Source organism: Parapusillimonas granuli (assembly GCF_013416525.1).
Lineage (GTDB): Bacteria > Pseudomonadota > Gammaproteobacteria > Burkholderiales > Burkholderiaceae_B > Parapusillimonas > Parapusillimonas granuli.
Window position 1 is genome coordinate 99,154 of record NZ_JACCEM010000010.1, and the last position, 21,027, is coordinate 120,180.

At 63.2% G+C, this 21,027-nt stretch carries 20 protein-coding genes and 1 tRNA gene; 15 read left to right on the forward strand and 6 right to left on the reverse strand.

The window, feature by feature from the left end; translation table 11 throughout:
• Window positions 1-939 carry a tRNA 2-thiocytidine(32) synthetase TtcA gene (gene ttcA, locus H0A72_RS17965; protein WP_180157849.1) on the forward strand — a complete coding sequence of 313 codons (939 nt, stop codon included), beginning with the start codon at window positions 1-3 and terminating at the stop codon, window positions 937-939.
• On the opposite strand, the gene H0A72_RS17970 is transcribed toward ttcA, so the two are convergent.
• The 5 genes from H0A72_RS17970 to hemA form a co-directional block, all read right to left on the reverse strand.
• Window positions 926-1,513 (reverse strand): UbiX family flavin prenyltransferase, encoded by a 588-nt coding sequence (locus H0A72_RS17970; protein ID WP_180157851.1) that lies wholly within the window; start codon window positions 1,511-1,513, stop codon window positions 926-928. The two genes, ttcA and H0A72_RS17970, sit on opposite strands and share 14 nt — an antisense overlap.
• Window positions 1,510-1,836: a Grx4 family monothiol glutaredoxin gene (gene grxD / locus H0A72_RS17975; RefSeq protein ID WP_180157853.1), complete on the reverse strand. Its 327-nt coding sequence runs from the start codon at window positions 1,834-1,836 to the stop codon at window positions 1,510-1,512. Before grxD ends, H0A72_RS17970 begins: the two co-directional genes overlap by 4 nt.
• Window positions 1,837-1,860: 24 nt before the next feature.
• On the reverse strand, window positions 1,861-2,688 hold the full coding sequence (prmC, locus tag H0A72_RS17980) for a peptide chain release factor N(5)-glutamine methyltransferase (protein WP_180157855.1): 828 nt from the start codon (window positions 2,686-2,688) through the stop codon (window positions 1,861-1,863).
• Complete coding sequence (gene prfA, locus H0A72_RS17985) at window positions 2,681-3,760, reverse strand: peptide chain release factor 1 (protein WP_180157857.1); 1,080 nt, start codon at window positions 3,758-3,760, stop codon at window positions 2,681-2,683. The genes prmC and prfA overlap by 8 nt, the downstream gene beginning before the upstream one ends.
• 63 nt (window positions 3,761-3,823) lie before the next feature.
• Window positions 3,824-5,098, reverse strand: a complete 1,275-nt coding sequence (hemA, locus tag H0A72_RS17990; protein WP_180157859.1) for a glutamyl-tRNA reductase — start codon at window positions 5,096-5,098, stop codon at window positions 3,824-3,826.
• Between the two features lie 223 nt (window positions 5,099-5,321).
• Between hemA and H0A72_RS17995 the strand changes: the two genes are divergently transcribed.
• Window positions 5,322-5,397: transfer RNA gene (locus H0A72_RS17995), tRNA-Phe, on the forward strand.
• A gap of 178 nt (window positions 5,398-5,575) precedes the next feature.
• Window positions 5,576-6,919 carry a tyrosine-type recombinase/integrase gene (locus H0A72_RS18000; protein ID WP_180066001.1) on the forward strand — a complete coding sequence of 448 codons (1,344 nt, stop codon included), beginning with the start codon at window positions 5,576-5,578 and terminating at the stop codon, window positions 6,917-6,919.
• Here H0A72_RS18000 and H0A72_RS18005 read toward each other — a convergent pair.
• Window positions 6,913-7,209 (reverse strand): AlpA family phage regulatory protein, encoded by a 297-nt coding sequence (locus tag H0A72_RS18005; RefSeq protein ID WP_180066003.1) that lies wholly within the window; start codon window positions 7,207-7,209, stop codon window positions 6,913-6,915. The two genes, H0A72_RS18000 and H0A72_RS18005, sit on opposite strands and share 7 nt — an antisense overlap.
• A gap of 130 nt (window positions 7,210-7,339) precedes the next feature.
• On the opposite strand from H0A72_RS18005, the gene H0A72_RS18010 reads away from it, so the two are divergent.
• From H0A72_RS18010 to H0A72_RS18060, 12 genes are all read left to right on the forward strand, one after another.
• On the forward strand, window positions 7,340-7,939 hold the full coding sequence (locus tag H0A72_RS18010) for a FecCD family ABC transporter permease (protein ID WP_425502519.1): 600 nt from the start codon (window positions 7,340-7,342) through the stop codon (window positions 7,937-7,939).
• Window positions 7,936-8,451: an ATP-binding cassette domain-containing protein gene (locus tag H0A72_RS18015; protein ID WP_180157861.1), complete on the forward strand. Its 516-nt coding sequence runs from the start codon at window positions 7,936-7,938 to the stop codon at window positions 8,449-8,451. The genes H0A72_RS18010 and H0A72_RS18015 overlap by 4 nt, the downstream gene beginning before the upstream one ends.
• Before the next feature lie 943 nt (window positions 8,452-9,394).
• Window positions 9,395-9,547, forward strand: a complete 153-nt coding sequence (gene tnpA, locus H0A72_RS22525) for an IS66 family insertion sequence element accessory protein TnpA (protein WP_425502518.1) — start codon at window positions 9,395-9,397, stop codon at window positions 9,545-9,547.
• Window positions 9,548-9,599: 52 nt separating this feature from the next.
• Window positions 9,600-10,946, forward strand: a complete 1,347-nt coding sequence (locus H0A72_RS18020) for an IS5 family transposase (protein WP_425502517.1) — start codon at window positions 9,600-9,602, stop codon at window positions 10,944-10,946.
• Window positions 10,947-11,045: 99 nt separating this feature from the next.
• On the forward strand, window positions 11,046-11,915 hold the full coding sequence (locus H0A72_RS18025; protein ID WP_180157863.1) for an MBL fold metallo-hydrolase: 870 nt from the start codon (window positions 11,046-11,048) through the stop codon (window positions 11,913-11,915).
• A 44-nt stretch (window positions 11,916-11,959) separates the two neighbouring features.
• Window positions 11,960-13,705 carry a thiol reductant ABC exporter subunit CydD gene (gene cydD / locus H0A72_RS18030; RefSeq protein ID WP_180157864.1) on the forward strand — a complete coding sequence of 582 codons (1,746 nt, stop codon included), beginning with the start codon at window positions 11,960-11,962 and terminating at the stop codon, window positions 13,703-13,705.
• Window positions 13,695-15,407, forward strand: a complete 1,713-nt coding sequence (gene cydC, locus H0A72_RS18035; RefSeq protein WP_425502516.1) for a thiol reductant ABC exporter subunit CydC — start codon at window positions 13,695-13,697, stop codon at window positions 15,405-15,407. Before cydD ends, cydC begins: the two co-directional genes overlap by 11 nt.
• Before the next feature lie 43 nt (window positions 15,408-15,450).
• Window positions 15,451-17,037, forward strand: a complete 1,587-nt coding sequence (locus tag H0A72_RS18040) for a cytochrome ubiquinol oxidase subunit I (RefSeq protein WP_180157866.1) — start codon at window positions 15,451-15,453, stop codon at window positions 17,035-17,037.
• Window positions 17,038-17,057: 20 nt separating this feature from the next.
• Entirely contained in the window at window positions 17,058-18,212 is a 1,155-nt protein-coding gene (gene cydB, locus H0A72_RS18045; RefSeq protein ID WP_180157868.1) for a cytochrome d ubiquinol oxidase subunit II, read from the forward strand.
• A 33-nt stretch (window positions 18,213-18,245) separates the two neighbouring features.
• A complete protein-coding gene (gene cydX / locus H0A72_RS18050; protein ID WP_009521531.1) occupies window positions 18,246-18,374 on the forward strand; it encodes a cytochrome bd-I oxidase subunit CydX in 129 nt (42 codons plus the stop codon).
• A gap of 33 nt (window positions 18,375-18,407) precedes the next feature.
• Window positions 18,408-19,646: an MFS transporter gene (locus H0A72_RS18055; RefSeq protein WP_246436960.1), complete on the forward strand. Its 1,239-nt coding sequence runs from the start codon at window positions 18,408-18,410 to the stop codon at window positions 19,644-19,646.
• A 75-nt stretch (window positions 19,647-19,721) separates the two neighbouring features.
• Window positions 19,722-21,026, forward strand: coding sequence for a DUF3422 family protein (locus H0A72_RS18060; RefSeq protein ID WP_009521533.1), 1,305 nt, complete (start codon window positions 19,722-19,724; stop codon window positions 21,024-21,026).
• The last annotated feature ends 1 nt before the right edge of the window (window position 21,027 follow it).

The window sequence follows — 21,027 nt, forward strand, 5'->3', positions numbered from 1 at the left end:
ATGCAAGTCGAAACCATTCCCACCATCGCGCGTGAGCAAGATGCTCACGAGGCAAGCCGCCGGGCCCGGAAGCAGCGCCTGAACGAGAACAAGCTGGCCAAGCGCCTGATGCGCGAGGCAGGCCGCGCCATCAGCGATTTCAACATGATAGAAGACGGCGACAAGGTCATGGTGTGCCTGTCGGGCGGCAAGGATTCCTACAGCATGCTGGACATCCTGCTGACGCTGAAGGCGCGGGCGCCCATCAAGTTCGATATCGTCGCCGTCAACCTGGACCAGAAGCAGCCGGGCTTCCCCGACCACATCCTGCCCGAATACCTGCGGTCGATAGGCGTGCCCTTCCACATCGAAACCCAGGACACCTATTCCATCGTCACACGCGTGATACCGGAAGGCAAGACCATGTGCTCGCTGTGCTCGCGCCTGCGGCGCGGCATCCTGTACCGCGTGGCCGGCGAACTGGGCGCCACCAAGATCGCGCTCGGCCATCACCGCGACGACATCCTGGGCACCTTCTTCCTGAACCTGTTCTACGGCGGTCGCATGAAAGCCATGCCGCCCAAGCTGATGTCGGACGACGGCAAGCACATCATCATCCGCCCCCTGGCCTACATCCCCGAAAAAGACCTGATTGCCTATTCGGAACTGAAGCGGTTTCCCATCATTCCCTGCAATCTCTGCGGCTCCCAGGAAAACCTGAAGCGCAAGGAAATGACGCGCATGATAGACGAATGGGACCGCAAGTTCCCCGGCCGCTCATGGAACGTATATGGCGCGCTGTCCCGCGTGGTGCCTTCGCACTTGATGGACACGGAACTGTTCGATTTCACCGGCCTCAAGCCCACGGGCATCCCGGACGAGAACGGCGACAAGGCCTTCGACGCGGAAGACTTCGACGCCGCGCCGCCCGTTCTTCCCGAAGGGGTCAGGCCTCGGTAGCCCCCATGCCCTCCCAGCTCGGCCCCGGGACGGCGATGTCCACGAGCTCCAGCACCCGGGCGACCGTGTGATCCACCATTTCATCCAAGGTCCTGGGGTGGTGGTAGAAGGCGGGCAGCGGCGGAAAGATGATGCCGCCCATTTCAGTGACGGCGGTCATGTTGCGCAGGTGCGCCAGATTGAAAGGGGTTTCGCGCACCATCATCACCAGCCGCCGCCGCTCCTTCAGGGTGACGTCGGCCGCGCGGGTGATGAGGTTGTCCGACAGGCCGTGGGCCACCGCCGCCAGCGTGCGCATGGAACAAGGCACGACGACCATGCCCGCCGTGGAGAAGCCGCCGCTGGCCAGCGCCGCGCCAATGTCGCGAAAACTATAGACGCGATCCGCCAGGGCATGGACCTCTTGGCGGCTCATGCCCAATTCGTGCTTGATGTTCAGCACACCGGGCGGCGACACCACCAGATGCGTCTCGACATCGGGCTTCCGGCGCAGCATTTGCAGCATGCGCACGGCATAAACGGCGCCCGTGGCGCCGGTTATGCCGATGACCAGCCTGCGCGGCGAGGCCGTCACTCCAGCGCACCGGCCTCTTTCAGCACGGTCGCGAGTTCGCCGTTTTCGTACATTTCGGCGATGATGTCGGAGCCCCCGACGAACTCGCCCTTCACGTACAGCTGGGGAATGGTGGGCCAGTTGGAGTATTCCTTGATGCCCTGGCGCACGAGGTCGTCGTCGAGCACATTGACCGTTACCAGCTTGGTGACGCCGGACGCCTTCAGGACCTGAATGGCGCGGCCGGAGAAACCGCACTGCGGGAACTGGGCCGTGCCTTTCATGAATAGCACGACCGGATGGTTCGTCACGGTTTCACGGATGAAATCTTGCACTTCGCTCATGATGCTCTTTGTTCCTGGAAAAAATCAATTATAAAAACCACCGGTGACCCGTTCGATGCCGGCAAGGTCCCGATGGCTGGCGATGCGCGAGAAGCCCGCCGAGGCCAGCAACCCGCGTACCGCGGCCGCCTGGTCCCAGCCATGCTCCATGAAGAGCGCGCCCCCGGCCCCCAGCCTTGCGCCCGCGCCCCGGACGATATCCGTGAGCGCCGCCAGGCCGTCGCCGCCGTCGGTCAGCGCCCCGGCCGGTTCGAAACGGACGTCGCCCCGGGCCAAGTGTTGATCGCTAACTGCAATATACGGCGGATTGGACACGATGACATCAAAATCCTCATGATCCGGCAGGGCATCGTACCAATTCCCGCGCAAAAATTCGACCCGCGCGCCCAGTGACTGCGCATTGGAGCGCGCAAGCGCCAATGCCTCATCGCTCAGGTCGGTGGCATAGACGCGGGCGTCGGGCCGTTCCAGGGCGATGGAAACGGCGATGGCGCCCGAGCCCGTTCCCAGATCCAGGACCTTGGCGGCGCGGCCCGGCGCGAGCAGCTGCAAGGCGATCTCCACCAGGAGCTCGGTTTCGGGACGAGGAATCAGGACGGCCGGGGAAACGCGAAACATGCGGCCGAAGAACTCGCGTTCGCCCAATATGTAGGCCATGGGCTCGCCCGCCAGCCGCCTGGCTTCGAGCTCGTGGAAGCGCGCCACCTGGTCGGGGCTCAATGGATCGGTATCGTGCGCGAGCAGCCACACCCGGGGCACGCCCAGCACTTTCTGCCATAGCATCTGGAATTCGAGCCGCGGCAGCGGCGAGCGGCCGGCCAGCCCGCGCAGCTGCGGCGCCGTGTCAGTCATGCCCCAGCGCGGCCAGCTGCTCCGCCTGGTATTCGGCCAGCAACGCCCCCGTCAGTTCGTCCAGGTCTCCTTCCATGATGCTGTTGAGCTTGTAAAGGGTCAGGTTGATGCGGTGATCGGTGACCCTGCCTTGCGGATAATTGTAGGTGCGGATGCGCTCCGAACGGTCGCCGGAACCGACCAGGCTCTTGCGCTGCGCCGCTTCTTTGGCGTGCTGCTCCTGCTGCTGCTTGTCCTTGAGCCGGGCCGCCAGCACCTGCATGGCCTTGTCCTTGTTGCGGTGCTGCGAGCGGTCGTCCTGGCACTCCACCACCAGCCCCGTCGGCAAGTGCGTGATGCGCACCGCCGAGTCGGTCTTGTTGATGTGCTGGCCGCCGGCGCCGCTGGCGCGGAAGGTGTCGATGCGCAGGTCGGAGGGATTGATGACGATGTCGCTCTGCTCGTCCGCTTCGGGCAGCACGGCCACGGTGCACGCCGACGTATGGATCCGCCCCTGGGTCTCGGTTTCCGGCACGCGCTGCACACGATGCGCGCCGGATTCGAACTTCAGGCGGCCGTAGACGCCGTCGCCGTCCACCCGCGCGATCACTTCCTTGTACCCGCCGATTTCCGACTCGTTCGCCGACATGAGCTCCACGCGCCAGCCGCGGCTTTCCGCATAGCGGCTGTACATGCGCAGCAGATCGCCCGCGAACAAGGCGCTTTCGTCGCCGCCCGTCCCCGCGCGTATTTCAAGAAAGACGTTGCGGTCGTCGTCGGGGTCGCGGGGCAGCAGGAGAATCTGCAAATCGGCTTCCAGCTGTTCCAGCTTCTCCCGCCCGAGCTTCAATTCTTCCTCGGCCATCGCCCGCATGTCGGGATCGGCCATCATTTCCTGGGCCGCGCCCATGTCCCCTTCCGTCGCGGTGTACGCATTGAAGACGGCGACCACCGGCTCCAGCTCGGCCCGCTCGCGCGAGATCTTGCGGTAGCGGTCCATATCGCCGGCGATCTCGGGTTCGGCCAACAAGGCATCGACTTCGATTAACCGGTGGGCAAGCTGCTCCAACCGGTTGCGCATGGAACTTTTCATAAAGCGAATGGGAAATGGGCAGGGAGGAAAAACGGGCGCAACACGACGGGGAGTCGCGGAGCGCTAACGCCTGCGTTCGACGGTGGGCAGAAGGCGGGGAATGAGGCCCAGCAACTGTTGACGCTCTTCGCCCTCGCTGCGGTTGAGGGCGGCCAGCGGACCGTGCATGTATTTTTGGGTAAGGCCGCGCGCCAGCTGCTCGAGCACGGCCTCCGGGGAATCGCCGCGGGCCAGCATGCGCCGCGCGCGTTCGAGCTCGGCCTGCTGGACTTCTTCGGCGGACTGCTGGAAGCTGACGATGGCCGGCACGATTTCACGGCTTTGCAGCCAGTGCATGAAATTCTGGACGCGGGTTTCGATGATGGCTTCGGCCTGCACCACGGCGGCGCGGCGGGCGTCGGTGCCGCTTTGCACCATGCGGCCCAGGTCATCGACCGAATACAGATAGACGTCGGCCAGGCGGCCGACCTCGGTTTCGATGTCGCGGGGCACCGCCAGGTCGATCATGACCATGGGGCGGTGGCGGCGCGAGCGGGTAGCCCTTTCCACCATCCCCAGTCCGAGGATGGGCAAGGAGCTTGCCGTACAGGAAACGATGACGTCGAAATCGGCTATGCGATCGGGGATGTCGGCGAGCTTCATGGTCTTGGCCACGAAGCGCGAAGCCAGGAGTTCGGCGCGTTCCAGCGTGCGATTGGCCACCACCATGTTGCGCGGCTTGAGCGCCGCGAAATGGGTGGCACAGAGCTCGATCATTTCGCCGGCGCCGATGAACAGCACGCTGGCTTGGGAGAGATCGCCGAACACCCGCTCGGCCAAGCGCACCGCCGCGGCGGCCATGGACACCGAATGCGCGCCGATGGCCGTTTGCGACCGGACTTCCTTGGCCACCGAAAACGTGCGCTGAAATAGCTGATGCAGCAAAGTGCCCAGCGAGCCTGCCTGCTCGGCCGCCCGCACGGCGTCTTTCATCTGGCCCAGGATCTGGGGTTCGCCCAATACCATGGAGTCCAGCCCGCTGGCCACCCGGAAGGCATGGCGCACCGCGTCGTTCTGCTGGTATTGATACAGATGCGGCCGCAAGCTGCCGGCTTCCAGCCGATTGAAATCGGCCAGCCAGGACGGAATGTGCTCCTGCACCTGCGGTTCGGCCGCACAGTAGATTTCGGTGCGATTACAGGTGGACAGGATGGCCGCTTCACGCACCGAAGCGCCGAAGGCCGACCGCAAGCCGTCGAGCGCCGGGCGCAGGACGTCGACCGGGAACGACACGCGTTCACGCACCGAAACCGGAGCGGAAACATGGTTCAGACCGAAAGTAAGGACGTCTACGGACATGTGTATGGAATCTGTGCGCGGTCAGCATCCGCGATACCGCCATTATAGTCCGCTCCTGACCTTTTCCTGAAACTTGCTTTTGCTTTATCACAAAGTTGTGTAATATGCGGCTTCTTCGTGGCGCCCCGGATACAAGGGGCCGCGGGCGGTCGCGCAAGGCGCGCCGGAATGCGGCGGCTTCAGCACGCATTTTGTTTTTAGTGTATTATTTCGCCTTCTCGTTGGCCTGGTAGCTCAGTCGGTAGAGCAGAGGATTGAAAATCCTTGTGTCGGTGGTTCGATTCCGCCCCAGGCCACCATCCCCTCTTCCCTCCCTGTCTCACCAAGTTCCATTTCCATTGCGAAAACAAGGACTTGCGACAAAAATCCATCCCAGACTGTCTCATCGGATCCCACTGAATCCCGGGCTTTTTGTTCCCTGCTGTGTTCCCTTAACCTATTCCCAGTTTCTCCAGGGAACAAATTGGGAGCCAAGTGATGAGACTTACAGTCAAAGCCATAGAACTCGCCCAACCCGCAGCCAAAGAGTATCTGCTGTCCGACGGCAACAAACTGTACCTTCGCGTTCACCCGAGGGGTAGTAAAAGTTGGCAATTCAATTACACAAATATCGAAGGAAAGCGAGTCAAGCTTACACTGGGAACCTTCCCCGAGACATCGCTCGCCAGTGCTCGCGTGCTTGCAGCAGAACAACGAGAGCACCTCGCAACGGGCAAAGACCCCCGCATCCAAAAACAGGAAGAACAGCAAGAGGCTCAACGCCAGGCGCTGGCCACCTTCGAGCAAGTCGCCCGAGAGTGGCACGCGCACGCAAAGAAGGTACATGAATGGAGCGAGGACTACAGCCAGAAGATCCTCCGACAACTGGAACTGCATGCTTTCCCTAAACTCGGTCGTCACCCTATCGGCTCACTGAACCGACTGGACGTACTGCAGTGCCTGGAAGCCATTTCTCTTGCCGGCACCCGGGAAACCGCCATCCGGTTACGAGAAAGCTTGCAACGGGTCTTCGCCCGGGCCGTCACGCTTGGACTCTTAGAACCGGGCCAGAATTACATGGCAAAAGGTGTGGCAGATTTCAAACTGCGCAGCCCGATAGTGAAGCACTACGCCACCATTCTGGAACCCGCCAAGATTGGCCAACTGATGCGTGACATCCGCGGATACACAGGGCATTACATCGTCTGCTGCGCCCTGCGAATCATGCCTTACGTGTTTCAACGCCCCGGACAGATTCGCATGATGGAATGGGAACAGCTCGATCTTGATGCCGGCGTCTGGATTTGCCCACCCCGCATGATGAAGATGCGAGAAGCTCACAAGAACAGTGGGCAAGCAGCCTCACACGTGGTTCCCTTACCTACGCAAGTCATTGACATCCTTCATCAGCTCCACACGGTCACAGGGCCAGTCGGCCCCGTGTTCAAAAGCGTGTCGCGTCGGCGAGGCAAAAACGGCTACTCACGCTATATTTCGAACAACACCATGAACAGCGCTTTGCGGGCCTTGGGCTATGACACCCAAACCGACATTACCGGCCATGGCTTCCGAGCAATGGCACGAACGCTTATTCGTGAACGGCTGGGATGGGACAGAGAAATGATCGAGAAGCACCTGGCTCACGTCTCAGACGAAGAACTGGGTGAAGCCTACGACAGAACCCGCTTCATCGAACAACGCCATGAAATGGCGCAGGCATGGGCCGACTATCTGGATCAGTTGGCTGACAGGAAGATTCCCGTCACCGATGATTCTGCACGTTCAGTTACGCCGAATCCCTTCAACTCCCATATATCCAATCAAGCGCGCATCCTTCAATAGCGCACATGCCGTACTTTGGCACCCTGGGAACTCGTCACGGTCGCGCAGGACTCCATCAGTTTGAAACCTGCTGGGTTCTGCGCCCAGTCCTCCAGATCTGAGCGGCGCCAGCCTTTTGCTGCTCCGCCCAGTGAAACGGGCGCAGGAAAACTACCATCAGCGATGCGCCGATACAGGGTGGATCGACTCAGCGCCGTCATCCGCAGCACATCCCGCATGCGATAGAACATAGGAATTGTGCTGTCGGTTTCACCGTGCGATTGCGTCGAAGGATATCCAGTATGAAGCATCTGACTCTCCTGATGTGTCGGTTAGTGCCAGAATGCCTCAGGACTGTCCACCCGTACACTTGCTGCAGCGCACTCGGGCGCAGTAGATGCTATGTCCTCTCTCGCAGTATGAGCTTGACGATGCACACCAGTGTGCAGATTGGCACGTCGGGAAGGCGTCGTGAACGCCACAACGATGCTCCTTTGCGGTATCGCCATCAATGCCTTGGTGGGCGCCATAATTGGTTTGATGACTTATATGGCTACGGATGACCAGCTCAGAAATCTGACATTCTGGAGCCTTGGAAGTCTTACGGGTGCAGTCTGGCCAGCAGTGTTTGTCATGGTAACGGTCGTCGGGGTGCTCATCATCGTCGGCATGTTTCTCTCACAGTTGCTTAACGCTCTATTACTGGGAGAATCGCAAGCCTTCCATCTTGGTGTTCCGGTTGAGCAACTGAAGCGTGGGATCGTAGGGCTAACGGCAGCGGCAGCGGGCTCTGCCGTTGCATTCACCGGAATGATAGGTTTCATCGGCCTTGTCGCCCCTCACCTGGCGCGGTTACTGGTCGGTCCCGACCACCGTTACGTGCTTCCGCTATCTGGAATACTGGGAGCGATACTCCTGGTATCGGGCGACCTGCTGGCACGCACACTGATCAGACCCTCAGAACTGCCCTTGGGGATTCTCACTGCGTTGCTCGGAGCACCATTCTTTCTGTGGCTCTTGCGTAACAACAAAAGCCTATGAAAAACCTAATATTTCCTAATGCCGTACTCGACTCGGACAGTGGATTGGTCCACAGCGAGACAGCCCATCGCTCATCCCTGCTTGAGGTTAAGCGCCTCAGCGTTGAAAGGAGCAGTAAGCGTCTGCTGCACGACTTGCAGTTTCAAGTCAGATCAGGGGAATTTGTTGCTGTAATAGGCGCAAACGGGGCGGGAAAGTCCACATTGGTGCGCGCTGTCACGGGCGAATGGGATGCTTCGGGAGAAATCCGGCTTTTTGGGTGCAGCCTTGGGGTCTGGACAAGAAAGAAACTGGCCACGCGCATGGCGGTCATGTCTCAGAAAACCCATCTGGACTTCGCCTTCACTGCAAGGCAAGTGGTTGAAATGGGCCGGCTGCCCCACACTCAGTTTTCCGCTACACATAACTCAAAAATAGGTACTTCTACCTATTTGCACTATGAGTTCAATGCTCACCAAGCCGCATGGGATAAGGGTTTGCAGGGATTTGTAGCTTCTTTGCGAAAACATTGATTTTCGCTCTAGGAGCCAAATAGGAGCCAGACCAGTTCATACTAGTTCCTAGCAGGTGGTAGTAAGTAGTAGTGAAGTAGAACTGCTTCACAATTTTGCCCGGGTGGTGAAATTGGTAGACGCAGGGGACTCAGACCAAATTTGAGCCCTCCGAGGGAAACCTCAGAGGTGAAGCCCGTCAAACTCGGTGAAGGCCCTGGACGATAAGTCCGAGCTAATGCCGAGCCAAGCCCTGGAGCCGAAAGGCCCCTCGGAAGGTGTAGAGAGCAGACGGCGGGCACCTAAGGCTGAAAAGCTATGGTGAAGGCGTGCTCCAGACCACGAACGTCATGCTTCGGCATGGCGGCGGCGAAAGCCGAAGTGGGAAGAAAATCCCCCGCCGCAAGGCGTGCCGGTTCGATTCCGGCCCCGGCACCAGTTTCGAAAGGCCGTCTCTGTTCGCGCAGAGACGGCTTTATTATTTTTGTCGAAGTCGATCAGCTCGGAATTCTATACAAGTATGTGCAGGGATTCTCTAGAAAAAGCAGGGTCGACTCATTCAACCAGGGCACCGGCGGAGCCTCGTGGGTTTGAGCCAGCCAGTAGGTTAGTGTCGGTAGGTTGGTTGACTTCAACGCGTAGAGCCGAGTAGACTGATTCAGCGCTGGCACGCGCTCGACACCGTCTCACGAAGCTCCTAGAGCAGTGCTTATTGATTCTTTTCGGCCGATGCCTTCATTCCCGGCCTATAGCAGTGGCGACGGTGACGCTGTGCATTAGGCTTTAAGGATCGAAGCGCATGAATATCGCCAGCATTCGGCCGTCTTCCGTGGACGGCATTAAGCAACTCGCTAAGAAAATCTGCCGCGAGCATAATACGTAAGCGGTCCATCTTTCCCATAATTGTTCGCCCTCCGGCGTTCGGGCATCGTATCGGTTTTGTACGGTTACCGGAGAGCTTAGGATGTCGGATGGAAAAGACAGAGATCAGGCCTATTGGGAAACTCATCTGGAGGCGATCACGCGCGAAGGGATCGGCACCAAGGCATACGCCCAACGCGAACGCATTGCAGTGTCCAGTCTGTATTATTGGCGCCGACGTCTGAAAGCTCAGTGAATCACCCCCCGGGGCGGTTCAGTTCGTGCGCAAGGCGCACGAGAGTGAGGCCATGCCCGACCTGGATCTGTTTGGCGAGAAGCCCCAGCGCCAAGCGCCGGCCAGCAAAGCCGGTCGCCCACGTGTGCCGCTGCGCATCATGATTTCGCTGCTGTACCTGAAGCACGCTTTCAATGAGTCCGACGAGGGCGTGGTCGAGCGCTGGGCCGACACACCACGCTGGCAGTTTTTCTCGGGGCAGAGCTACTATGAAGATCGTCAGCCGTGTGACGCCACCACGCTGGTGAAGTTCCGCAAGCTGCTGGGCGAGGAAGGCGTGGAGGAACTGCTGGCGCAGACGATCAACGTGGCGGTGGAGCTGAAGCTGATCAAACCCCAGGAATTGACTCGGGTAATTGTGGACAGCACAGTGCAGGAAAAGGCCATCGCCCACCCGACGGACAGCCGATTGTTGGAGACGGCGCGCATCAAGCTGGTGGAGGCCGCCAAGGCGGTAGGAATTCCGCTCAAGCAGACCTTTGCCAAGGAAGGCGTCCAACTGAGCCGTCAGGCCGGGCGTTATGCCCACGCACGCCAGTTCAAGCGGATGCGCCGGGCCATCAAGCGCCAGCGCACCATTGTGGGGCGGCTTGCCCGCGAGATCGACCGCAAAGCCAGCGCGCTGGGCCAAGCCGTTCGTGACGCCTTGGGAGAGGCCTTGGGGAAGGCCCAGCGCATCGTCGCCCAGAGCGCTCAGCGCAAGGCGGTCAACGGGCAGCCCAAGCTGTACGCCTGGCACGCCCCCGAGGTGGACTGCATCAGCAAGGGCAAGGCGCGCCGTCCTTACGAATTTGGAGTGAAGGTGGGCATTGTCAGCTCCTTCACCGGCAACCTGATCGTGGGGGCCCGGGCGTTTCACTGCAATCCGTACGACGGCCACACGTTGGGCTCACAACTGGAGCAGGCCACCATTCTGATGCAGGACTGTGCGGTACAGCCGGATAAAGTGTTTGTGGATCTGGGGTATCGGGGCGTGGACGCAGAGAATCCCGGCGTGCGCATCATTCACCGGGGCAAGCCCAAGCGGCTGACGGCGCAGGAAAGAAGGCAGCTCAAGCGGCGCCAGGCCATTGAGCCCATTATTGGTCACTTGAAAACCGATCATCGGATGGACCGCTGTCATCTGAAAGGCGAACAGGGCGATCGGTTGCATGCGGTGCTGTGCGCGGCGGGCTACAACATCAAATGGCTGCTACGCATGATTGCCAAGAAGGGGGTGCCCTTCTTGTGGCGCCTTTTTTTGCGCCCGCAAAAAGGGTCGGGCACAAGGTGGTTCCAGTCGTTCTTGGCTGCGTGGCGACTCAGTGATCGGATCAGCCGCCGCCGCAGCTCAATACAACCGGCGCTTCTGACGGCGTGAAGCAGCCCCTGAATGTCGAAATGAATATTTCAGGGCCGACTAATTTAGTGGATTCTAATATATAATGAACTCAAGATGTGCTCTTTACAAGGAGTCAGCATGCAGCCTCAAGCCCATATCCAAGCCTTCTTCGACGAACCGACCAACACGGTGACCTATCTGGTGTCGGATCCGGCAACGCGGCAAGCTGCGGTGATCGACCCTGTTCTGGACTACGACCATCGCAGCGGCAAGGCCTCCACGGCATCCGCAGACCGCGTGCTGGAAGCCGCGCACAGTGGCGACCTGACCGTCGCCTGCGTACTGGAAACCCATGCCCACGCCGACCATCTGAGCGCGGCCCCCTACATCCGGCAGCGTACTGGCGCCCAGGTCGCCATCGGTGAGCACATCCGCGACGTGCAGACCATCTTCCGCCCGGTCTTCAACCTCGACGATGTGTCGGGCGACGGCAGCGAGTTCGATCGCCTTCTCCAAGACGGAGAAATCCTCAAGATCGGCGAACTCACGGTGGAAGTCCTGCACACACCGGGCCATACCCCCGCTTGCGTTTCCTACCGCATCGGGGATGCGGTCTTCGTGGGCGACACGCTGTTCATGCCCGACTATGGCACGGCGCGTGCCGACTTCCCCGGAGGCAGCGCGCGGACCTTGTTCCGCTCCATACAGCGGCTGCTCGCTCTCCCGCCGGAGACACGGATATTCCTGTGCCACGACTACAAGGCGCCAGGGCGGGACAGCTATGCCTGGGAGACGACGGTCGCCGAGGAGCGTGCGCGCAACGTCCACGTGCGAGAAGGGATCGAAGAGGATGCGTTCGTCGCGATGCGCCAACAGCGCGACGCCACCCTGGCGGCACCCACGCTGCTGCTGCCGTCGATCCAGGTCAACATTCGGGCTGGCCAACTCCCCCGCGCCGAATCCAACGGCGTGCACTACCTCAAGATCCCCATCCGGATCGCCGCGTGACATCCACGATGGACGACACAGCGCCAAGCAAGGTCCGCTGAACCATGGCACCGCCAGACAGGACGCTCGCAAACGGCTCTCGGCCGACGTCGGACTTGCGGCTCGATGTGGCCTGCCTGGTCCATGCGGTCAGCCCGCTGCTGTGGCTGCCGCAGGCGGCGTTGCTCGCGCTGGGCGTGTCACGCCTGCACAGTGGCGCGGGGCTGAACGGTGTCTTGTGGCCCGCAGCGGGCATCGTGCTGGCCGGCATGCTGCGCGCCTGGCTGGAGGCGTGGAGCGCTGGACGCATGTTCGATACGGCCCGCGAGCACCTCAGCCGCTGGCGCGACCGCTCCATCGCTGCGATGGCGGCGCGTTCTCCGCTGGACCGCGCTCGCGTGCACGCCGGTGCCGCGGCGAGTGCACTGGCAGAACAGGCCGAAGCGATGCTGCCATGGCAGACGCGCTACCGCGGCGCCACCTGGCGCGTGCGCATCATGCCGGTGCTGATTCTGCTGCCCGTTGCCTGGTACTCCTGGGCCGCCACAGCCGTGCTCGTGCTGGCGGCGCCGCTGATCCCCATGTTCATGGTGATCGTGGGCTGGCGGGCCAGAGCCGCCAGCGAGGCCCAGTGGATGCAGATGGGCAACATGAATGCGTTCCTGCTAGACCGCCTGCGTGGCTTGCCGACGCTGCGCGCATTGGGCAGCGTCGATGCCACGGCGCGCCGCCTGCGAGCCAGCGCCGAGGATCTGCGCCAGCGCACCATGCACGTGCTGCGCATCGCATTCCTGTCTTCGGCGGTGCTGGAGTTGTTCGCGGCGCTGGGTGTCGCGATGGTGGCCGCCTACGTCGGGTTCCATCTGCTGGGTCACCTGGATTTCGGTGCCTGGGGTCGGCGTCTCAGCCTTGCGCAAGGCTTGTTCGTCCTGTTGCTGGCCCCCGCCTTTTTCGAGCCCTTGAGGGAATTGGCCTCGGTCTGGCATGACCGGGCTGCTGGCATGGCGGCAATGGATGCCCTGGACCGGCTCAACGCCGACGGGTTGCCATTGCCGGGCGAGGCATCGCCGGATCAGGCGACGCAGGGGGCTTCGGCCGTACCACCGCAAGAAGATGGCACGCCAGTTCGCCCGCCACGTGTCAAGGTCCAAGACCTTGCGTTCGCGTTTCCTGGCGAGACACCCGTTTTCCAAGACTTTGCGCTGGATGTTAAGCCCGGTGAGCATGTCGCCCTGGTGGGCGGCAGTGGAACCGGAAAGACCGTCCTGATGTCGCTGCTGGCCGGATTGCTGCCCCCTTCGGAGGGCCGCATCGAAATCGGCGGCATCGCGTTGACCGCCGAAACGGCGCGCAGGTTGCGCGACCGCATGGCCTGGATGGGGCAGCGACCGCACGTGTTTTCAGGGTCGGTCCAGCACAACGTCGCCCTCGGGCGAACGGGCGTGGGGAGCATGCAAGTGCACCGGGCAATCCAATGGGCGCAGCTCGACCAGGTGGCTCAGGCCCACCCCGGAACCTCACTCGGGGAAGGCGGCACGGGCCTGTCGGGAGGCGAAGCCGCGCGTCTGGCGCTTGCCCGCCTGGCCGCCGCACCGCGTGCCGATCTGCTGCTGGCGGACGAGCCGACCGCTCATCTGGACACCGAAACCGCCGAACAGGTCATCGAATCCCTCGTGGCCCTGGCCCAGGGGCGCACCCTGATCGTGGCCACCCACGATCCGGTGCTCGCCGCACGCATGGACCGCGTGGTGCACCTTGCCGCCCCTGTCGATGCCGCGCAGCCCGTCCCGGGAGGATGGCATGGCGCGTAGAGCCGCCGCCGCACTGGCCCTGCTGCCCGCGCTGCGGGCCATGCTCGCCGGGTCTTCTCGTCGCATGGCCTTGGGCGCCGCGCTGGCGGCGCTGACCGTCCTCACGGGCATGGGCCTGCTGGGCCTGTCGGGCTGGTTCATCGCCGCCACAGCGATCGCCGGATTGCAAGTGGCCAGCGCCCTGGTGTTCGACGTCTTCGCACCATCGGCCGGCATCCGCCTGCTGGCGCTGGGGCGCACCGCTACGCGCTACGGCGAGCGGCTCATCACGCACGATGCCACGCTCGCCGCGCTGGCACATCTGCGCGAGCGCCTGTTCCGGGGTTGGGCGGGCGCGGGGAACATCCGGGATCTCTTGCGCCGACCGGCCCGGGCGCTGTTCCGCCTGACCAGCGACCTCGACGCCCTGGAATCCCTCTATCTTCGCCTGCTGGTGCCGGCCAGCGCGGCGCTGGGTGCCGCAATCCTCGGCACCGTGGTGCTCGGCGCCATGGCCCCTTGGCTCGGCATCGCGCTGGGGGCGTGGATGCTGGCCGTCGGCGCCGCCGTGGCTGCTGGACTGTTCCTTCGCTCGCGTCTGCCCGCCGTGCGCCGCGCGCTGATCACCGAGCGCCTTCGCGCGCAGGCCGTCGACCTCGTGTCCGGCCAGACCGAACTGGTCATGGCCGGCCGCCTGGCGAGCCATCGCGACGCACTGCAGCGCACAGACCGTCGTCTGGCACGTGCAGACCGGCATTTGCACCGCCTGGACGTGGCGGCTGGCGCGATCTATGGCGTGGCCGGCAGTCTCACCTTGGCCCTCGTGCTCCTCGGCGTTGGCGTGCTGGTCGACCAAGGCCGGCTCGGAACCGCTGGCGCAACGCTGGCCCTGTTGATCGCGCTGAGCGCGATGGAGCCGTTCGCCGCGCTCAGGCGAGGCGCGCTGGAGGCCGGGCGCACGTGGCTGGCGGCGCGACGGCTGTCACCGTATTGCGGCATGTCCCAACAGGCTCAACAAGCATCCCTGCCTGCCGACGCTCCCGAGCCGAGCTATGCGATCAGTCTGAGGCAGGTGTCTGCGCGCTACCCCGACAGCCCCGTGGACGCGCTGCAGTCGTTTTCTTTGACATTGGCACCCGGAGAGCGGGTCGCCGTGGTCGGACCGAGCGGTGCGGGCAAGTCGACGCTGATGGCCTTGGCCGCTGGCGAGCTGGCACCGCGGCAGGGGACCATCCGGACACTGCCTTATGCGTGGCTGAGCCAGCGCACCGATCTGTTCCAGGACAGCCTGCGCGACAACCTGCTGCTGGCCGACGCCGATGCCGACGACGACGCCCTCTGGCGCGCGCTCGGGTCGGCAGGGCTCGCCTCCGAGGTACGAGCCCTGCACGCCGGGCTGGACACCCGGCTCGGAGAAGGTGGGCTGGGGCTGTCAGGCGGACAAGCACGCCGCCTGGCGCTCGCGCGATTGCTGCTTCAACCCCACCCTTTGTGGCTGCTCGATGAGCCCACCGAAGGGCTGGATGCCATCACGGCCGCCGACGTGCTGGCGCGGCTCCATGCGCTGGGCACGGGGCGGGCGTGGCTGATGGCCACGCACCTGCGGCGCGAGGCCGCGCTCGCCGACCGCCTGCTGGTACTGCGCGGCGGCCGGATCGACGCCGAATTTCCGCGTGGCAGCGCCGGCTTCGAAACGACGTTGGCCGCCTTGCGCCCCGACTGATCTTTCAAGCACACATGATTTCACATCGATAGAGGAAACCGCCATGGACTTTGACATCGTCAGCCTGTCGCGATTGCAGTTCGCGATCACGGCGCTCTACCACTTTCTTTTCGTACCGCTGACGCTGGGCCTGTCCATAGTGATCGCCATCATGGAAACGGTCTACGTGATGACGGGCCGGACCATCTGGCGCGACATGACCAAGTTTTGGGGCGTGCTGTTCGGCATCAACTTCGCCATGGGCGTGGCCACCGGCATCGTGATGGAGTTCCAGTTCGGCATGAACTGGAGCTACTACAGCCACTACGTGGGCGACATCTTCGGAGCGCCACTCGCCTTGGAGGGGCTGATGGCCTTCTTCCTGGAAGCGACCTTCGTCGGTCTGTTCTTCTTCGGCTGGGACCGCCTTTCCAAAGTCGGGCATCTGGTGGTCACCTGGTGTGTGGCGCTGGGATCGAACTTCTCGGCGCTGTGGATACTGATCGCCAACGGCTGGATGCAGAACCCGGTCGGCGCCCAGTTCAATCCGCAGACCATGCGCATGGAGATGACGGACTTCTTCGCCGTGCTGACCAACCCGGTGGCGCAGGCCAAGTTCGTGCACACCGTCTCGGCCGGCTATGTGACAGCCGCCATCTTCGTGCTCGGGATTTCGGCCTGGTACGTTCTCAAGGGGCGCCACCTGCAGCTTGCCAAGCGTTCCATGACGGTCGCGGCATCGTTCGGCCTCGCCTCCGCGCTGTCGGTTGTGGTGCTGGGCGACGAGAGCGGCTACCTGTCCACCGAGCACCAGAAGATGAAGCTGGCCGCCATCGAAGCGATGTGGAAGACCGAGCCCGCGCCGGCCGCGTTCACCGCCTTCGGCTTTCCCGATCAGGCGGCGCGCGAGACACACTATGCGGTGCACATCCCCTGGGCCATGGGACTGATCGGCACACGTTCGCTGACCACCGAGATTCCCGGCATCGACGAGCTGGTCGCGCGTGCCGAGACGCACATCCGGGACGGCATCGTGGCATACGACGCCCTGCAGCAGATCCGCGCCGTGAAGGGTGGCGCGGACGTCCCCCCGCAGGTGCAGGCCGCTTTCGAGGAGCATGGGCATACGCTGGGCTACGCGCTGCTGCTCAAACGCTACGTGGACGACCCCCGCCAGGCCACGCCGCAACAGATATCCCAGGCTGCATGGGACACCGTTCCATGGGTGGCGCCGCTGTTCTGGGCGTTCCGGCTGATGGTCGGCCTGGGCTTCTTCTTCATCCTGCTGACCGCCGTGTTCTTCTGGTTGTCGGCGCGGCGCAAACTGGATGCGCACCGATGGCTGCTCAAGGTCGCCGTGTGGTCCATCCCCTTGCCCTGGATCGCCGCTGAACTCGGCTGGATCGTGGCCGAAGTGGGGCGTCAGCCCTGGGTCATCGAAGGCGTTCTGCCGACGGCCGTGGCCGTCTCGAACTTGGGCGCATCGACCGTGCTGCTCACGATCGCTGGCTTCGTCGCGATCTACACCGTCCTGCTCGTCATCGAGATGAAGCTGATGCTCAAGGCGATCCGCAAAGGCCCCGATGACCATGCGCCGGCCCGCGTCGAAGGTCGGCCCGCCGCTTCGGCCGACCTGGCGCCTGCGCAGTAACACCCCAAGGAGAAACGAACATGATCCTGCACGAACTGATCTCCTACGATGTCCTGCGCCTGATCTGGTGGGCGCTGCTGGGGGTGCTGCTGATCGGCTTTGCCCTCACCGATGGTTTCGATCTGGGCACCGGAACGCTGCTGCCTTTCGTTGCACACAGCGACGTCGAGCGCCGTGTCGTCATCAACACCATCGGCCCGGTCTGGGAAGGCAACCAGGTCTGGCTGATCCTCGGCGGGGGGGCCATCTTCGCGGCCTGGCCGCAGCTCTACGCGGTGTCGTTCTCGGGCTTCTACCTGGCGATGTTCGCGATCCTCGTCGCGCTGATCCTGCGGCCGGTGGCCTTCAAGTTCCGCAGCAAGCGCGAGGAACCTGCATGGCGCAGCCGATGGGACTGGGCCTTGTTCGTAGGCGGCTTCGTGCCCGCACTGATCTTCGGCGTGGCGATGGGCAACGTGCTGCAGGGCGTGCCGTTTCGCATCGAGGACGACATGCAGATCTTCTACGACGGCTCGTTCTTCGGGCTGCTCAACCCTTATGCCTTGCTCGCCGGCCTGGTTTCGGTCGCGATGCTGGTTATGCACGGCGCCGCCTGGCTGCAGCTCAAGACCTCGGGCACCGTGGCCGAACGCGCGCGCCGTTTCGGGATCGTGGCGGCGCTTCTCACAACGGTGCTGTATGCCGTGGCGGGCGTGCTGCTGGCCTACTTCGTGACGGGGTATGCCATCACCGGCAGCATCGACACTTCAGGCGCTTCGAACCCTCTGCTCAAGAACGCCGTGCCGCAGGGCGGCGCGTGGTTCGCCAACTACGCCACCCATCCAGCACTGTGGGTGGTGCCGGCGCTGGGTCTGGCCGGGCCGGTGATCGCGGCGCTCTGTCTGGCCATGCGCCGGCCGCTGGCTGCGCTGCTCGCCGGCGGCGTCGGCATCGCGGGCATCGTCGCCAGCGTGGGCGTGTCCATGTTCCCCTTCATCCTGCCCTCGTCGGTCAACCCGTCGGCGAGCCTGACTGTGTGGGACTCGTCGTCGAGTCACCTGACGCTGTTCATCATGCTCGTTTCAACGGTCATCTTCATGCCCATCATCCTGGCGTACACCAGTTGGGTGTTCTCGGTCCTGCGCGGCAAGGTCGACCCCGAGGCCATCCAGGACGGCAAGGGCCATGCGTACTGACGCACGCACACCATCATTCATAGGACATTGACCATGTGGTATTTCGCCTGGATTCTCGGCTTGCCCCTGGCAGCCGCCTTCGCCGTTCTCAATGCAATGTGGTTCGAGTTGATGGAGGACGAAGCGGTCCGGCGCGACCGCCTCGATCCCAAGGAGCCCTGAACCAGACTGCGCGCCCCATTACGACGCGAGCCCATGACAAGTTCCATCATGGCGACATCGACAGGTGCAGCCAACACCGCCGATGCCCAACGCAATGTGTGGTTGCTGGTAGCTTCCCAATCCCTGGGCGGCGCTGCGCCGCCCATCATCATCTCACTGGGGGGGATCGTCGGGCAGATGCTGGCCAGCGACCCATCGCTGTCGACGCTGCCTGTCAGCCTCTACAACCTAGGGCTCGCACTCTCGACCATCCCCGCAGCGGTGCTCATGCGCCGCCTGGGCCGGCGCGCGGCCTACGTGCTGGGCGCGTTGCTGGGCAGCGTCTCCGGACTGATCGCCACCTACGGTGTAGTGCAAGGCGACTTCGCTACCTTCTGCGTGGGCGCCGCCATGGCGGGCTTCTACGGTGCTTGCGTGCAGAGCTACCGCTTCGCCGCCACCGACGCGGTGGAGCCATCGCAACGGGCGAAGGCCATCTCGCGCATCATGGTTGGCGGCCTGGTTGCCGCCGTCATCGGCCCGCAGGTCGTCATCTGGACGCGAGATGCCTGGCCCATGGCGCCGTTCGCCGGCAGCTTTCTCGGCCAGGCCGGCCTGGCCTTGCTGGCCTTGCCTCTGCTGTGGCTGCTGCGTGCTCCGCCGCCTCAAGCTGCCGTGGCGGAAGGCACCGCACGGCCGGTTGGCACCATTGCCCGCAGCCCTGGCTTTGTCGTGGCGGTCACTGCGGGCATCGTCTCGTATGGCCTGATGGCCTTCATCATGACCGCTGCCCCGATGGCCATGGTCGGATGCGGCCACACGGTCGGCGAAGCCGCACTGGGCATCCAGTGGCACGTGCTGGCCATGTTTGCCCCGAGCTTCTTCACCGGCCACTTGATCGCCCGCTTCGGCAAGATCGCCATCACGGCGCTGGGTCTGGTGTTGATCGCCGCCTCTGGCCTGCTGGCATTGGCCGGGCTGGAGCTGTTGCACTTCTGGGGCTCGCTGATCCTGCTAGGCGTAGGCTGGAACTTCGGCTTCATCGGCGCCACGGCCATGGTGACCGACACCTACACGCCCGCAGAGCGAGCAAAGGTGCAGGCGCTCAATGACTTCCTGGTGTTCGGCACCGTGGCAGTGGCGTCGTTCGGCTCGGGGCGCCTGCTGAACACTTCGGGATGGGAAACCATCAACACCCTGATGCTGCCGCTCATCGCCGTTGTACTGGTGATGCTGGGCTGGCTGACGTTGCACCGCCGTCGCGCCACAGCCTCGACGACCGTCACACAATAAGGCGGCTGTGCAAAGGCAACCACTGGCATGGGGGAGATGTTGTCCTCAACCAAACCGCCTGGACTCTGATCGTCCATGACCCGCGCCTCGCACCCCACGCAGCATGCCCAGCGCGTGTTGCTGCATAACGAAGTCCATGCACGCCCGCCCGAAGCCCTGGTGGCGCCGCTGGCGATCACGCACATCGTGATGTTGACCGACGCGATGGGCCGTGATGCGAGCCGCGCACACTTGGCCACGTTTCTGCGCGACCATCACCAAGCTCCGCCAGATGCGGACACCACCCACTTGCGCGTAGACCTAGGGGCGTTCCGCATCCGTTGGGAATTGCACACAGAGTTCGTCTCTTGGACCTTCACGGTCATACCGGCTGGCGATGCCTTGTCCAAGGATGGGCGCGCCCCAATGACGGCGTTGGAGGCCGTTCCGCGTGACTGGCTCGCCGCGCTGCCCGGCGAATGCCTGTGTGCCTTGCATCTGTGGGTGGCTGGCAAGCGGGATGGGAATGCCGATCCAGCGCTATGCAGTTGGTTGCGCGAGGAATCGCTCGTCGCTTCCGTCGTCGCGAATGACCAGGGTGAGGTCTATACCGACTTTGCCATCCATGCCGATGGCTTCTCGCGCATGCTGCTCGTGGCCGAGGCACTTTCGCCCCAGCGCCTGGGTCGGATCGTCCAGCAGTTGCTGGAAATCGAAACGTACCGTATGGCTGCTCTGCTTGGCCTGCCCGCTGCGCGTGATGCCAGTGCAACCTTGGTCAGTGCCGAGCTTGAACTGGCAGAGTTGGCCCAAGCCATCCGTGTCTCCAACCGCGATGCCGAGCCTGTGCTGCTTGACCGCCTGACGCGGCTGGCGGGCCAGGTCGAGGGCCAGTACGCCGCCACCCATTCGCGCTTCTCGGCCAGCAGCGCGTACTTCGAACTGGTGGACCGGCGGATACAGGACATCGGCGAATCCCGGCTCGGTGGCCTACAGACGATAGGTGAGTTCATGGAGCGGCGGCTGAGCCCTGCGCGCAGCACCTGCGCCTGGGCTGCACGGCGGCAGAACGCACTGTCCGAGCGTGTTTCACGCATGAGCAACCTGCTGCGCACGCGTGTAGAAATTGAGCAGCAGCAGAACAACCAGGCCCTGCTTGCCGCGATGAACCGTCGAGGGGACTTGCAGCTCAGGCTCCAATCCACGGTGGAGGGATTGTCGGTAGCGGCCATCACCTACTACATCGTCGGTCTCGTGAGCTACCTGGCGAAGGGAGCGCAGAAGCTCGGGTGGGGCTTCTCGCCCGAGAGCACGGCAGCGGTAGCGATTCCACTCGTGGCCGCAAGCGTATGGTGGTCACTGCGGCGCTTGCACCACCGGATGTTCAACGAAGTGCGTTGAA

Coding starts and splice junctions, on each gene's coding strand:
- ttcA (WP_180157849.1), top strand. CDS start 1: ATGCAAGTCGAAACCATTCCCACCATCGCGCGTGAGCAAGATGCTCAC.
- grxD (WP_180157853.1), bottom strand. CDS start 1,836: ATGAGCGAAGTGCAAGATTTCATCCGTGAAACCGTGACGAACCATCCG.
- prmC (WP_180157855.1), bottom strand. CDS start 2,688: ATGACTGACACGGCGCCGCAGCTGCGCGGGCTGGCCGGCCGCTCGCCG.
- prfA (WP_180157857.1), bottom strand. CDS start 3,760: ATGAAAAGTTCCATGCGCAACCGGTTGGAGCAGCTTGCCCACCGGTTA.
- hemA (WP_180157859.1), bottom strand. CDS start 5,098: ATGTCCGTAGACGTCCTTACTTTCGGTCTGAACCATGTTTCCGCTCCG.
- H0A72_RS18000 (WP_180066001.1), top strand. CDS start 5,576: ATGAGACTTACAGTCAAAGCCATAGAACTCGCCCAACCCGCAGCCAAA.
- H0A72_RS18005 (WP_180066003.1), bottom strand. CDS start 7,209: ATGCTTCATACTGGATATCCTTCGACGCAATCGCACGGTGAAACCGAC.
- H0A72_RS18015 (WP_180157861.1), top strand. CDS start 7,936: ATGAAAAACCTAATATTTCCTAATGCCGTACTCGACTCGGACAGTGGA.
- tnpA (WP_425502518.1), top strand. CDS start 9,395: ATGTCGGATGGAAAAGACAGAGATCAGGCCTATTGGGAAACTCATCTG.
- H0A72_RS18020 (WP_425502517.1), top strand. CDS start 9,600: ATGCCCGACCTGGATCTGTTTGGCGAGAAGCCCCAGCGCCAAGCGCCG.
- H0A72_RS18025 (WP_180157863.1), top strand. CDS start 11,046: ATGCAGCCTCAAGCCCATATCCAAGCCTTCTTCGACGAACCGACCAAC.
- cydD (WP_180157864.1), top strand. CDS start 11,960: ATGGCACCGCCAGACAGGACGCTCGCAAACGGCTCTCGGCCGACGTCG.
- cydC (WP_425502516.1), top strand. CDS start 13,695: ATGGCGCGTAGAGCCGCCGCCGCACTGGCCCTGCTGCCCGCGCTGCGG.
- H0A72_RS18040 (WP_180157866.1), top strand. CDS start 15,451: ATGGACTTTGACATCGTCAGCCTGTCGCGATTGCAGTTCGCGATCACG.
- cydB (WP_180157868.1), top strand. CDS start 17,058: ATGATCCTGCACGAACTGATCTCCTACGATGTCCTGCGCCTGATCTGG.
- cydX (WP_009521531.1), top strand. CDS start 18,246: ATGTGGTATTTCGCCTGGATTCTCGGCTTGCCCCTGGCAGCCGCCTTC.
- H0A72_RS18055 (WP_246436960.1), top strand. CDS start 18,408: ATGACAAGTTCCATCATGGCGACATCGACAGGTGCAGCCAACACCGCC.
- H0A72_RS18060 (WP_009521533.1), top strand. CDS start 19,722: ATGACCCGCGCCTCGCACCCCACGCAGCATGCCCAGCGCGTGTTGCTG.